Raw genomic sequence first — 12,849 nt, 5'->3', positions numbered from 1 at the left:
CCCGGAGAGCCAACACCCCCTGCGCGAGGACGCCCCGCGGCCCCGCGGCCCCGCAGCCCCGCAGCCCCGCAGCCCCGCAGCCCCGCAGCCCCGCAGCCCCGCAGCCCCGCAGCCCCGCAGCCCCGGCCGAGGATCCCCCCTCAGACCTCGTACACCACCGTCACCGGCGCGTGGTCCGACCACCGCTCCCCGTGCGTCGCCGCACGCTCGACGTACCCCTTGACCGCCTTCGCCGCGAGCCCCGGCGTCGCGAGGTGGTAGTCGATGCGCCACCCCGTGTCGTTGTCGAAGGCACGCCCCCGGTAGGACCACCAGGAGTACGGCCCCTCGACATCGGGATGCAGGGCCCGCACGACGTCGACGTACCCCCCGTCCCCCTCGTCGAGGACCGCGCCCAGCCACTCCCGCTCCTCCGGCAGGAACCCGGAGTTCTTGGTGTTGCCGCGCCAGTTCTTGAGGTCGGCCTGCTGGTGGGCGATGTTCCAGTCGCCGCAGACAAGGACCTCGCGCCCCTCGGCCGCCGCCCGCACCCGCAGCTCCTTGAGGTGGACCAGGAACTCGTCCATGAACCGGATCTTCTCGTCCTGCCGCTCCGTCCCGACCTCACCGGAGGGCAGGTAGAGGGAGACGACCGTCACACCGGGCAGGTCCGCCTCGACGTACCGCCCGCTGTCGTCGAACTCCTCCGACCCGAACCCGACCCGCACCGCGTCAGGCTCCCGCCGGCTGTAGAGGGACACCCCGGCCCGCCCCTTCGCCGCGGCCGGCGCGTGGACGACGAACCACCCCTCCGGCGCCCGCACCTCCTGCGGCAGCTGCTTCTCCTCGGCCCGTACCTCCTGGAGGCACAGCACGTCGGCGGGGGTGTCCGCGAGCCATTCCACGAAGCCCTTCTTCGCGGCGGCACGCAGCCCGTTCACGTTCACGGTCGTCACAGTGAGCACAAGACTCGCCTCTCACGTCGCGGCCACGTGACCCCTTCACCCTGGTCACGGTCGGCCCGCCGGAACGATACCGGCACACTGGACCAAGCCCGGATAACCACCTCCCTCCGATTCCGCATAGAAGTACAGTGACCTGCATGAACATACGCCCGGTCCCCTTCGACCACCCCGACGCCGTCAAGCTCAACGACGAGGTACAGGCCGAGTACCACGAGCGCTACGGCGACGGCGGCGACGCCACCCACCTGGAGCCCTCCGACTTCAAGCCGCCGCGGGGCCTCTACCTCATCGCCTACGACGACGCGGACCGCCCCGTCGCCACCGGCGGCTGGCGCAGCCAGGACCACAGCGACGAGGGCCACTCGGACGGCGACGCCGAGCTCAAGCGCATGTTCGTCATCCGCGAGATGCGCGGCCACGGCCTCGCCCGCCGCATCCTCGCCGCCCTGGAGGACGACGCCCGAGCCGCCGGCCGCACCCGCATGATCCTGGAGACCGGCACCGAGCAGCCCGAGGCCATCGCCCTGTACCTCTCCAGCGGCTACGAGCCCTGCCCGAAGTTCGGCTACTACCGCGACTACGACTCGAGTCGCTGCTACGCGAAGCCGCTGTAGCCGAGGGCACCGCCGCCGATGCCCGGCCCGGACCGCCGTCCCCTTTCTCTTTCCGCCTCGGCGGTCCGCCCCGACCTTGTCCTCACCGCTTGCCTCATCGCCTTCACCGAAGCCTCCTCGTCTCCTCCGCTCCCGATTTTTCGCGCTTGTACCCCTTCATCGTTCCGGCCCCGCCGACCGGTTCACGATTCCCCGGATTCCCCAGAATTTTTTTCGCCGCCCTCGCCGCGACCCCTTCTTACTCCCGCTCGCTCCCGCTCACTCCCGCAAGAACGCCAGCACCGCCAGCACTCGTCGATGTGCGTCCTCAGCCGGCGGCAGGTCCAGCTTCGCGAGGATGGACCCGATGTGTTTGCCCACCGCGGCCTCGGAGACGACCAGCTCACGGGCGATCGCCGCGTTGGACCGCCCCTCGGCGATCAGCGCCAGCACCTCCCTCTCCCGCGAGGTGAGACGAGCCAGCGGATCCCGCCGCCGGCGCAGCAACTGCCGGACGACCTCGGGGTCGACGACCGTCCCGCCGCCCGCCACCTCGGTCAGCGCGGCGACGAACTCCTCGACCTGTCCGACCCGGTCCTTGAGGAGGTAGCCGACGCCGGCGCCGTCCCCCGAGTCGAGCAGGTCACCGGCGTAGGCGCGCTGCACGTACTGGCTGAGCACCAGCACCGGCAGACCGGGCCGCTCCTCGCGCAGCCGGACGGCCGCGCGCAGCCCCTCGTCCTGGAACCCGGGCGGCATCCGTACGTCGGTGACGACGACGTCGGGGGCTTCCTCGCGCACCGCGGCGAGCAGCGCGTCCGCGTCCCCGACGGCCGCGACGACCTCGTGTCCGAACCGGGCGAGCAGCGCGCTCAGCCCGTCGCGCAGCAGCACACTGTCCTCGGCCAGGACGACCCTCAGCCCCACGGCGGCTCCCTCCCCCGTCAACGCCCGGCGGCGCAGGGCATCTCCGCCCGCAGCACGGTCGGCCCGCCCGCCGGACTGCTCAGCGCCAGTCTTCCACCCACCACCGACACCCGGTCGGCGAGTCCGGTGATCCCGGTCCCGGCGGCCCGGTCCGCCCCACCGCGCCCGTCGTCGCCCACCTCCACCACCAGCGCTCCGCCCCGCGTCCCGACCCGCACCCAGGCCCGTTCGGCACCACTGTGCTTGGCCACGTTGGCGAGCGCTTCCCGGACGACGAAGTAGGCGGTGGCCTCGACGGCTTCCGGGAGGCGCCCGCGCAGCGCGCACTCCGTGTCGACGGGGACGGGTGACCGGTCGGCGGCATCGGCGACGGCGGCGGGCAGACCGTGGTCGACGAGGACCCGGGGATGGATGCCCTGGATCAGCTCCCGCAGCTCGGCCAGTGCCGCGCCCGCCTCCTCGTGCGCCCGCGCGAGCTGCGCGGCGAGCGCGCTGTCGGGCGGTGCGTCGAGGCGTGCGAGCCCGAGGGCCATGGAGAGGGCGACGAGCCGTTGCTGAGCCCCGTCGTGGAGGTCGCGTTCAATACGCCGCCGCTCGGCCTCGAAGGCGTCCACCAGCCGCGCGCGCGAGCGGGTCAGTTCGACGACCCGTTCGCCGAGGTCGCCCGCGCGCGGGGCGACGAGCAGCCGGGTCAGCGCGCCGCGCGCCCCGGCGGCGACGCCGAGGACGTACAGCCCGGCGGCCAGCAGGACCACACCGCCGAGGGCTGCCACGAAGGCGGTGGGCCACCCGGTGACCGTCCACACCTTGAGCACCTTGGTCTCGCGCCCGCCGCCGACCGTGCCGAACAGCACCGGCGCCGCGATCATCGTCACCGGTCCGCCCAGCGCGAGGGCCAGCAGCACCGCCTCGGCGGGCCACCAGAGGCAGGCCGTCAGCAGTGCGTGCCCCAGTTCCCGCCAGGTGGCGCGCTCGCGCACGCGTACGGCGAGCCAGCCCCGCAGCCCCGGCTCCACAGGCTCGGCGTGCGCCCCGCGCGCCTCGTCCCGGTCGACGAGCCGCAGCCGACGCCGTTCCAGCGCGGCGACGGGCAGCCCGGCGAGGGCGAGACAGCCGAGCAGCGGCAGCCCGACGAGGACGACGGCGAGCACGCTCCCCGCCACCGCCAGCAGGACCAGCCCCACCAGGACGGCCGCCCCGGTCAGCGCGCCCGTCAGCAGGTACAGCACCGCCCGCCACGGCCACGGGGACAGCAGGTACCCCCGCCCGGCCAGGCTCTCCCACACATCGCGCACGCTCGCGTCCCGCCCCATGCGGATCACCGTAGAAGCGCCGCCCCGGCCGGGCCATACGGCGGGACCGAGCCTCGGGGGTATGCCTGGCCCTACCCCAGGTCTCGCCCCTGCCCCAACGACCGCGCGGGGGTCGCGGCGGTTTCGTTGGGGCATGACCTCGACAGCTTCCGCGCCGGACGGTGCCACGGCCCGCCCCGCCGTTCAACTGACCTCTGTGACCAGGCGGTACGGCGCCGGTGTGACGGCCCTGGACGCCGTTTCCCTCGCGCTGCCCGCCGGGTCCTTCACCGCCGTCATGGGGCCGTCCGGCTCGGGCAAGTCGACGCTGCTCCAGTGCGCGGCGGGGCTGGACCGGCCGACGTCCGGCTCGGTGCGGATCGACGGCACCGAACTGACCGGGCTGAGCGAGCGCCGGCTGACGCTGCTGCGGCGCGCACACATCGGCTTCGTGTTCCAGTCGTTCAACCTGCTGCCGTCCCTGACGGCCGCGCAGAACGTGGCCCTTCCGCTGCGGCTGTCCGGCCGACGTCCGTCGTCGGCGCGGGTGCGGGAGGCGCTTGCGCGCGTGGGGCTCGCCGACCGGGCCGAGCACCGCCCCGGCGAGTTGTCGGGCGGCCAGCAGCAACGCGTCGCGGTCGCCCGCGCGTTGATCACCCGTCCGCGCGTCCTGTTCGGCGACGAACCGACCGGCGCCCTGGACTCGACGGCCGGCCGCGAGGTACTGCGGCTGCTGCGCGAGGCGGTCGACACCGACGGCCGGACGGTCGTCATGGTGACCCACGATCCGCTGGCCGCGTCGTACGCGGACCGGGTGCTGTTCCTGGTCGACGGGCGGGTGCACGGCGAGCTGGCGGGCGCGGGAGCGGAGCGGATCGCGGCGCACATGGCGGGGCTGACGGCAGGGGCGCGCCCGGACGCGAAGGACTCTCGCGGCGGTCTCGACGCGCGGCGGGAGGCGCTGCCGTGCTGAGCGTCACCCTGGCCGGTCTGCGCGCCCGCTGGGTGACGTTCCTGGGCGCGTTCGTCGCCCTCGTCCCGGCCGTGGCCCTCCTCGTCGTCATGGGGCAGGCGGTGGCCGCCTCGCTCCAGGCGCCCGAACGCGTCCCCGAGCGCTTCGCGGCGGCGCCCGTGGTCGTCCGCGCCCAGGACACCCTGCGTGTGCCCACCCCGACCGGTGTCCGCACCTCCGGACTCGCCACCCCGCGCCCCCTGTCCGCCGAAACCCTCACCGCCCTGCGCGCCTCGGGTCGCGTCACCGAGGACCGCGCCTTCCCGGTCCGCGTCGACGGCGGCCCCGGCGACCTCGTCGGCCACCCCTGGCCGACGGCGCGTTTCGCCCCGTACCGCCTCAACGAGGGACGTCCGCCGCAGAGTTCCCACGAGGTCGTGGTGACCGGGAACTGGAGTTCACCGGGCGCTCAACTCCGCACCTTGCAAGGCACGTTCGAGGTCGTAGGACTCGCAGGCGACCTCGGTTTCGAGCGGGCGGTGTTCTTCACGGCCGCCCAGGCCGCCGCCCTCGCCCCGCGGACCGTGCAGGCGGTGGTCGAGGCCGACCCGTCGGCCGTACGCGACGCCCTCGCGCGCACGGACGTGCGGATCCTGACCGGCGCCGACCGTGCCGACGCCGACGCCGTCCCCGACCGCCAGGCGGAGGAACTGACCGCGCTGAACGCCCTGTTCGGCACGGCGGGCGGGGTGACGGCCTTCGTGTCGGTGTTCGTCGTGGCCTCCACCTTCGCCTTCACGGTCGCCGGCCGGCGCCGGGAGTTCGGCCTGCTGCGCATGGCGGGCGCGACCGCGGGCCAGGTCCGCCGGACGGTCCTCACGGAGGCCCTGCTGATCGGTGTGCTCGCGTCGGCCGCGGGGTGCGCGCTCGGCGCGTACGCGGCCCCGTACGCGGCGGACCTGGTGGTGGACGCCGGTCTCGCCCCCGCCTGGTTCACCGTGGGAGGGCGCGCGTGGCCGTACCACGCGGCTTTCTGGACGGGCGTCACAGTCGCGGTGGGCGGTGCCGTGGCCGCGTCCTGGCGCGCGGGCCGCACGGCCCCGTCGCAGGCCCTGCGCGAGGCTTCCGTGGACGCGGGCACACTGCCCCTGGGGCGCCGGGTCTGCGGCGCGGCCCTCCTGCTGACGGCGGTCGCGACCCTGGCGTACAGCCTGCTGGCCGATCCGGGTGACCTGCTGCACCGCAAGACGTACGTCAGCCGCCCCATGCTGCTGATCACGGCGGTGGCGCTGCTGTCCCCCGCGCTGATCCGCCCGCTGGTGCGGCTGGTCTCCTGGCCCGCGACCCGTCTCAGGGGCGCCGTGGGGCTCCTCGCGCGCGAGAACGCCTCCGCCTCGCTGCGCCGCACCGCCTCCCTGGCGGCCCCGGTCCTGGTGACCGTCGCCCTGTCGGGCTCCCTGCTGGGCGCGCCCGCGACGCTCGCGGAGGCACGCGCGCGTGAGGCACGCCAGCAGACGACCGCCGACTTCGTCGTCCGGCCGTCGGATCCGGCCTCGGCCGCGCGCCTGAAGGACGTGCCCGGGGCCGACGTGTCCGCCTCCGCTCCGACGGTCCTGCACACGCTGGAGGACGGTGTCGCTCTGGTGAAGTCCGAGGCCCGAGCGGTCGATCCAACACTGCTGTCCGCCACCGCGCGGCTGCCGGTGGTGTCCGGAAGGCTCGCCGACCTCGACGACGGCTCGATCGTCGTCACGGAGGAGTGGGCCCGTCACAGGGCCGGCGAGAAGGTCCGCGTGTGGCTCGCGGACGGCACGCCCCGGACCTTGCGGATCGCCGCTGTCCTGGCCGTCGGCACGGGCGCGAACGGCGCGTACGTCACCCCGGCGAACGCGCCCGGGGCGGTGGTCGACCGTGTCGACGTACGCGTGCGCGCGGGGGCCGACCGGGCGGCGGTGGAGTCGGCGCTGCGCGCGGTGGACGGTGCGCGGACGTTCACGGGGGAGCAGTGGGTGCGGGCCGCACGTCCGGCCGCGAACCGGGCCGCGCGCGTGGGTGTCTTCCTGGTCCTGGGCATCGCCGTGCTCTACACGACGATCGCGCTGGTCAACACGTTGCTGATGGCCGCGTCCGACCGGGGGCGCGAACTGGCCTCGCTGCGGCTGACCGGCGCGACGCGCGCGCAACTCCTGCGCCTGACCGCCTTGGAGGCCCTGGTCGTCGTCATCGCGGGGGCGGTCCTGGGGCTCCTGGTGACGCTCGTCGACCTGTCCGGCATGAGCGCGGCCCTGCGCCTGCTGTCGGCGCCGCCGGTCCTGTCGCCGCCCTGGGCGGCCCTGGGCGCGGTCACGGCCGTCTGCGCGCTGCTCGCGGTCCTCGCGTCGGCCGCGGCGCTCGCGGCACGGGCGGGCCGGAAGGCGTGACGGGCCGGCCGGGCGCGAGAGGACCCTCAGTCGCTCTCCGTGGCCGTCAGGGCGCCGGAGGGCGGCTCGGCCAGGGCCGCGCGCCTCAGGTGGTCGGCGAGGGCTGTGACGGCCGTCCTCGGGCTGTCCTTGACGCCCCAGGCCAGCAGGTGCCGGCGGCGGGCCCAGGGGTCCTGGAGTTCGCACACGTCGAGCGGTCGCCCCGGGTCGAGGGCCCGGCGCGGGACGACCGCGAGGCCGACTCCGCCGGCCGCGAGGGCGACCAGCACGTTCAGGCTCGCGACGGTCGTCCGGTACCGCACCGCCGGCGCGTGCTCGCCGAGGCGGCGCTCGATCCAGCGGCGCAGCGACGAGTTCTCGTCGAGCCCGACGAGCGGGTGCTCCGCGACCTCGCCGTACGACAGGGCCGTCCGCCCGGCGAGGATCCCTCCGGCCTGGCCGATCACCACGAGGGAGTCGTCGCCCAGGGGTTCCGTCCGCAGCCCGCAGTCATGGGCCTCGGCGTCCAGGACGACGCCCAGGTCTGCCTGCCCGTCGGCGAGCCTGCGCACGGTTCTCGGGGTGGGGCTCTCGCAGACCGTGACGTCGACGTCCGGGTGCGCGCGCAGGAACGTCACCAGGGCGTGCGGCACGAGCCGGTGCATCGCGGAGCCGCCGCCCAGCAGGACCAGAGGGGCCGCCGGCGAGCGGCTGTAGCTGGCCACGGCGCTCTCCAGGCGCGCGGTCCGGTCGAGCACATCGCGCGCGTGCCGGGCGAGCGTCGTCCCCGCCGGGGTGGGCCGTACGCCGCGCCGTTCGCGGACGAGCAGTTCCACTCCGGCCTGGCGTTCCAGCGCGCGTACGCGTGCGCTGGCCGACGGGAGGCTCAGGTGCATGCGGCGGGCACCGGCCGTGATGGACCCCTCGGTCACGACGTGCAGGAAGAGCCTCAGGTCGTCCAGGTCGTAGCGCACGGTTGCGAGCCTATGTCCGGGCCATAGGCAGACTGCGCCGATCGCGCATTGTGGGCGTGCCGGTGGTGCCGCGATGCTCGGCGTGTGTCCGAGTTCCTGATCGTCCTCCTGGCCGGCGTCGCGTCCGGTGCCCTCAACGCCATAGGCGGTGGCGGCACGTTCGTCGCGCTGCCCGCCCTCGTCGCCCTCGGCGTGCCGCCGGTCACCGCGAACGCGGTGTCCAGGGTCGCGCTCGTCCCCGGTTCGGTGGCGAGCGCGTGGGTGTACCGGCGGGAGATCAAGCAGGTCGAAGGGGTCGCAACGAGGGATCTGACGGTCGTCGGCGTCCTGGGCGGTTCGGTGGGCGCGGGTCTTCTGCTGGCGCTCCCGGCCTCGTCGTTCGACGCGGCGGTGCCCTGGCTGATCGCCTTCGCGACGGTCGCCCTGGCCTGCGGTCCCCGCCTGTCCCGGACGCTCGCCTCCTCACGCGGGCGCGCAGCGGTCCTGTCACCGCGCGTGCTCCTGGCGGGTCAGTTCCTGCTCGGTGTGTACGGCGGATACTTCGGCGGTGCCGTAGGCATCCTGATGATGGCCCTGTGGAGCGTCGGTACGGGCCTGGACGCGGCTACCGGCAATCCGATGCGCACGGCGCAGGTCACGGCGGTCTACCTGAGTGCGACCGTCCTGTTCCTGACCGCCTCAAACGCCCTGAGCGTCCCGGGCCACCTGACGGCCCTCCTGACCGGCGCGGTCGCCGGCGGCTTCGCCGGTGCCCATCTGGGCCGCCGTATGCCCGCGCGACTGCTCCAGGGCGTCGTCCTGACGACGGCGACCGCGATGACGGTCCTGTACTTCCTACGTGGCTGAAGAGGATCCCCATGTCCGAGGACACCCCGACTCCGGCGCTCCGTGCGCGACTGGCCGCCTCGTACGAGGCGTACGTCCTGTCCGACCTCGCGCGCGCGGCCGTCCCGATCCCCGTGGCCGCCGGCACCCCGGGCGCCCTCCTGACCGAGGCCGCCGGCGTCCTGGCCGCCGCGCACCGGCTCCTGGACGCCGCCGTCGTCCACGAACGCCTCGCGGGCGCCGGCTGGGATCTCGTCGGCGCCGTCCTGGGCATCTCACCCCGCGCCGCCCGCGTCCGCTTCGCCCTCGCCGAGGCTGCCTTCCACGAGCAACTGCGGCCCCTGGGGGCCCTCGACACAGCCAGGACGGCCCAACTCCCGCCCTACGTCCTCCAAGAGCCCCTGGAAGCCGCTCTCGACCTCGACGACTGGGTCCTGCGCCACACCGACGGCGACACCCCGGGAACCACTCCGGTCTCGGGCGCCCTGCTCCGGACACCCCGTCAGCCGGAAGGCCCTGGCTAAAACAGAAGACCCCATCCGACTGGATGGGGTCTTCTCAACCGCTCTCGCATTGCGAGCAGTTGTTGCGGGTGGACCTGAGGGGATTTGAACCCCTGGCCCCCTCGATGCGAACGAGGTGCGCTACCGGACTGCGCCACAGGCCCTTGCAACGAGTGAAACTCTAGCACCCTCATCGCCCTGCTCGGAAATCCGTCCCCCTCGGGGGTCCGGAGGCCCGCTCGCAGGTCACGGGGCGGACGGTCACTCGTTGGCCGCGCGCGGGCGGTCGCCGTCCTCGTACTGGTCGAACAGGGGGGTGCGGCCGCGTTCGCGGGAGCGGCGGGCCGAGGCGGCGCGGCGGGCGTCGGAGCGTTCGCCGCCGTCCGCGCGCGCGGCGTCGTCGTCCCCGGGGGCGGGCTCCGAGGCGGCCGTCTCGGGCTCCGCCTCGTGATCCGGGGCGACCGCGCTGGAGCGGGCGGAGCTCCAGGTGTCGGGGGCGCCGAGGTCGACGTCGGAGGTGGCGCGCGGGGCGACCGGGGCGGTGACGTACGTCGGGAGGGGCACCGGGACGGGGTCCCAGCTGTCGCCGTGGTCCGGACGGCGCTGCCGCTCGCGCTGCTGGTCGACCCACTCGGCGTGGTCGGTCTGCTCGACGAGCGCCCGGCGGTCGGCGGCGAGGGCGAGCAGCCCCGGGTCCTCGGGTTCAGGGGCTGCTTCGGGCTCCTCTGCGGGGACGTCGAACGCCTCCGTGGGCACGGCGGCGGACGCGCGGCGGTGCGGCTGGCGGACACGTTCCTTGAGGTGCTGCGCGGCGACCTCCGCGCGCCGGCGGTCCATCTGGACGGCGAAGCGGCGGCGCTCCTGGGAGCGCAGGTAGGCGATGTAGGCGCTGAGCAGGACGGCGGGCACACCGGGCGCCCAGAGGAACGCGAGGCCCCCCACGGCGGCGACGACCGCGCCCAGGGTGAAGGCGAGGAAGAGGAGGACCGTGGTGCGGCGCCGGCGCGCGAGGGCCTTGGAGCGCTGGGCGCGCTCGGTCGCCCGCGCGGTGGCGGGACGTTCCGGGGCCGTGCGCCGGGCGGCGGGTACGCGCTGCTGCGCGGGTGCGGCGCCCGCCTCACGCGCGGGTGCGGCACTCGCCTCGCGCGCGGGGGCGGCTGCCTCGCGGGGGGCGCCCGTCTCGCGTCCGGGGCCCGCCTCCCGCCCGGCGTGCGCCTCGCGCGCGTGCGCGGGGTGCGCGGGGTCCGATGCGGGCGTCTGCTTGGCCTCGCGCCCCTGGGGAGCCGGCCGGCCCGGTTCTCGTTCCGGGGCCACCGCGTGCGCCTGCGGGCGCGCCGGAGGCATGGCGAAGGCCCGGACGTCCACCGGTTCGGTGTCGACGTCCAAGGCGTCGTCGGGCTCCCCCGCCTCGGCGGAGCGGGCCCTCAGGTCCCGGGCGTACCGGCGCTCCATCCCTGCCCGGCCGGACAGCAACCGGATGGCTGTGCTGAAGCGTTCCGTCGGACGGGCCTCGTTCAGCTCGTCCTGCCTACGGAGCCACATCGGCACCAAGTAGGCGGCCCAGGCCCCGACAATGACTGCGTAGATGAGGCCGCTGCTGCTCACGCCTCACACCGTAGAGGGATTTGGTTGAGGCCATCCGCCAATTGGGCCGGTGTGTCGCACGATCTGGCTGATATTTCGAGCTTTTTTTGTGACCGATGCGATCAGCGGACCGCCAGGAGTGGGAACTTCAGCGTTTCGAGTCGGTCACCGCTCGATCAATATCGAACATTTATTCAATTTCCTGGTCCGGTGGGATTACCCGGCGCGCGGTGCCGGTCGTACGAACGGCGCCAGCGGTTCAGCAGCCCTTCGGGTACCTCTTCGGAGGTGAGTGCGAACACGAGGTGGTCACGCCAGGCGCCGTCGATGTGCAGATAACGCGGCCGCAGCCCCTCCTCGCGGAATCCGAGTTTTTCCACCACCCGGCGGCTCGGGCCGTTCTCGGGGCGAATGCAGACCTCGATGCGGTGCAGTCCCACGGTGCGGAAACAGTGGTCGACGACGAGCGCGACGGACGTCGGCATGACGCCCCGCCCGGCCACGTCCTGGTCCACCCAGTAGCCGATGTGCCCGGAGCACATGGAGCCCCAGGTGATGCCGGCGACCGTCAACTGGCCGACGAGGCGCCCCTGGTACTCGATGACGAAGGGCAGCATGCGGCCGGAGTTCGCCTCGGAGCGCAGGTGGCGGACCATCTGGCGGTAGGTCGGCCGGTGCGCGAGGGGCCCGTTCGGGGCGGGCGGCGGGATCGTCGCCTCCCAGGGGCGCAGCCAGTCCCGGTTGCGCCGGTTGACCTCGCGCCAGGCGTTCTGGTCGCGCACCTTTATGGGCCGCAGGACGATGTCGCCGTCCACCAGCCGGGCGGGCCAGGAGGGGCTGTTCAGCTCGCACCCCCGGGTCTGGGGTGGTCGCCGCCGCGCATCTGGTCGACGGCGTGGACCAGCAGGGGCTCCAGGACGGCCAGTCCGTCCTTCACCCCGCCGGTGGAGCCCGGGAGGTTGACGATGAGCGTCCCGCGCGCGAGGCCGGCGAGTCCCCGGGACAGCGCGGCCGTGGGGACCTTGTCGCGCCCGTACGCGCGGATGGCCTCGGCGATGCCGGGGACCTCGCGGTCGAGGACCGCGCGGGTCGCCTCGGGGGTGCGGTCGGTGGGCGAGACGCCGGTGCCGCCGGTCGTCACGATCACGTCGTACCCGGCCTCCACACCCGCGCGCAGGGCCGCTTCCACCGGGTCACCGTCGGGGACGATCTGCGGGCCGTCCACGGCGAATCCGAGGCCGCGCAGGCCCTCGGCGACCAGCGGGCCGCCCCTGTCCTCGTAGACGCCCGCGGAGGCCCGGTTGGAGGCGGTCACGACCAGCGCGGAGTACGGCGCGGACAGCGCGCCGCCGGCGGGCGTGCCGGGGGTCATGCCCTGCTCCAGTCGCCCGACTTGCCGCCCGTCTTCTCCTCCACGCGCACGTCCGTGATGACCGCTCCCTTGTCGACCGCCTTGACCATGTCGATCACGGTGAGCGCGGCGACCGAGACCGCGGTGAGGGCTTCCATCTCGACGCCCGTGCGGTCCGCCGTGCGGACCGTGGCGAGGATCTCGACGGCGTCGTCCGCGACCGACAGGTCCAGTGTCACACCGGACAGCGACAGCGGGTGGCACAGCGGGATCAGGTCCGGTGTGCGTTTGGCGCCCATGATCCCGGCGATGCGCGCGACGGCCAGCGCGTCGCCCTTGGGGACGCCTTCGCCGCGCAGCAGCTCGACCACGCGCGGGGAGACGAGGACGCGTCCGGAGGCGCGCGCGGTGCGGGCCGTCACGTCCTTGCCGGTCACGTCGACCATCCGGGCGGCGCCCGCCTCGTCGATGTGCGTCAGTCGGTCCTGCGTGCTCATGCTGTGTG

13 protein-coding genes and 1 tRNA gene are annotated in these 12,849 nt (G+C 74.3%); 5 read left to right on the top strand and 9 right to left on the bottom strand.

Annotation, left to right across the window (positions count from 1 at the left end; all coding sequences use genetic code 11):
* Nucleotides 1-140 precede the first annotated feature (140 nt).
* Nucleotides 141-944 carry an exodeoxyribonuclease III gene (locus IAG44_RS23940; RefSeq protein WP_187749120.1) on the bottom strand — a complete coding sequence of 268 codons (804 nt, stop codon included), beginning with the start codon at nt 942-944 and terminating at the stop codon, nt 141-143.
* A 137-nt stretch (nt 945-1,081) separates the two neighbouring features.
* Between IAG44_RS23940 and IAG44_RS23935 the strand changes: the two genes are divergently transcribed.
* Nucleotides 1,082-1,558, top strand: coding sequence for a GNAT family N-acetyltransferase (locus tag IAG44_RS23935; RefSeq protein ID WP_187749119.1), 477 nt, complete (start codon nt 1,082-1,084; stop codon nt 1,556-1,558).
* Between the two features lie 258 nt (nt 1,559-1,816).
* On the opposite strand, the gene IAG44_RS23930 is transcribed toward IAG44_RS23935, so the two are convergent.
* Nucleotides 1,817-2,464 (bottom strand): response regulator, encoded by a 648-nt coding sequence (locus IAG44_RS23930; protein ID WP_187749118.1) that lies wholly within the window; start codon nt 2,462-2,464, stop codon nt 1,817-1,819.
* 17 nt (nt 2,465-2,481) lie between these two features.
* Nucleotides 2,482-3,777, bottom strand: a complete 1,296-nt coding sequence (locus tag IAG44_RS23925; RefSeq protein ID WP_187749117.1) for a sensor histidine kinase — start codon at nt 3,775-3,777, stop codon at nt 2,482-2,484.
* A 133-nt stretch (nt 3,778-3,910) separates the two neighbouring features.
* Here IAG44_RS23925 and IAG44_RS23920 point away from each other — a divergent pair, with 133 nt between their 5' ends.
* Together IAG44_RS23920 and IAG44_RS23915 are read left to right on the top strand one after the other, a co-directional pair.
* The gene (locus tag IAG44_RS23920) at nt 3,911-4,729 is read left to right on the top strand and encodes an ABC transporter ATP-binding protein (protein WP_187749116.1); all 819 of its coding nucleotides are present in this window, start codon (nt 3,911-3,913) and stop codon (nt 4,727-4,729) included.
* Nucleotides 4,723-7,128: an FtsX-like permease family protein gene (locus IAG44_RS23915; RefSeq protein WP_187749115.1), complete on the top strand. Its 2,406-nt coding sequence runs from the start codon at nt 4,723-4,725 to the stop codon at nt 7,126-7,128. Before IAG44_RS23920 ends, IAG44_RS23915 begins: the two co-directional genes overlap by 7 nt.
* A gap of 26 nt (nt 7,129-7,154) precedes the next feature.
* Here the strand turns inward: IAG44_RS23915 and IAG44_RS23910 are convergent, their stop codons facing one another.
* The gene (locus tag IAG44_RS23910; protein WP_187749114.1) at nt 7,155-8,081 is read right to left on the bottom strand and encodes a LysR family transcriptional regulator; all 927 of its coding nucleotides are present in this window, start codon (nt 8,079-8,081) and stop codon (nt 7,155-7,157) included.
* A gap of 84 nt (nt 8,082-8,165) precedes the next feature.
* On the opposite strand from IAG44_RS23910, the gene IAG44_RS23905 reads away from it, so the two are divergent.
* Both IAG44_RS23905 and IAG44_RS23900 read left to right on the top strand, forming a co-directional pair.
* Complete coding sequence (locus IAG44_RS23905; RefSeq protein WP_187749113.1) at nt 8,166-8,927, top strand: sulfite exporter TauE/SafE family protein; 762 nt, start codon at nt 8,166-8,168, stop codon at nt 8,925-8,927.
* Nucleotides 8,928-8,938: 11 nt separating this feature from the next.
* Nucleotides 8,939-9,430 carry a hypothetical protein gene (locus IAG44_RS23900; RefSeq protein ID WP_187749112.1) on the top strand — a complete coding sequence of 164 codons (492 nt, stop codon included), beginning with the start codon at nt 8,939-8,941 and terminating at the stop codon, nt 9,428-9,430.
* A 69-nt stretch (nt 9,431-9,499) separates the two neighbouring features.
* Here the strand turns inward: IAG44_RS23900 and IAG44_RS23895 are convergent.
* The 5 genes from IAG44_RS23895 to moaC form a co-directional block, all read right to left on the bottom strand.
* Nucleotides 9,500-9,573: transfer RNA gene (locus tag IAG44_RS23895), tRNA-Ala, on the bottom strand.
* A gap of 97 nt (nt 9,574-9,670) precedes the next feature.
* Nucleotides 9,671-11,014 carry a divisome protein SepX/GlpR gene (sepX, locus tag IAG44_RS23890; RefSeq protein WP_187749111.1) on the bottom strand — a complete coding sequence of 448 codons (1,344 nt, stop codon included), beginning with the start codon at nt 11,012-11,014 and terminating at the stop codon, nt 9,671-9,673.
* Between the two features lie 173 nt (nt 11,015-11,187).
* On the bottom strand, nt 11,188-11,808 hold the full coding sequence (locus IAG44_RS23885; RefSeq protein WP_187749110.1) for a GNAT family N-acetyltransferase: 621 nt from the start codon (nt 11,806-11,808) through the stop codon (nt 11,188-11,190).
* A gap of 26 nt (nt 11,809-11,834) precedes the next feature.
* A complete protein-coding gene (locus tag IAG44_RS23880) occupies nt 11,835-12,365 on the bottom strand; it encodes a MogA/MoaB family molybdenum cofactor biosynthesis protein (protein WP_187749109.1) in 531 nt (176 codons plus the stop codon).
* Nucleotides 12,362-12,841, bottom strand: coding sequence for a cyclic pyranopterin monophosphate synthase MoaC (gene moaC, locus IAG44_RS23875; RefSeq protein WP_187749108.1), 480 nt, complete (start codon nt 12,839-12,841; stop codon nt 12,362-12,364). The genes IAG44_RS23880 and moaC overlap by 4 nt, the downstream gene beginning before the upstream one ends.
* Nucleotides 12,842-12,849 lie beyond the last annotated feature (8 nt).

Source organism: Streptomyces roseirectus, from assembly GCF_014489635.1.
Taxonomy (GTDB): Bacteria; Actinomycetota; Actinomycetes; order Streptomycetales; family Streptomycetaceae; genus Streptomyces; species Streptomyces roseirectus.
This window is presented reverse-complemented; position numbering and strand designations above follow the sequence as displayed.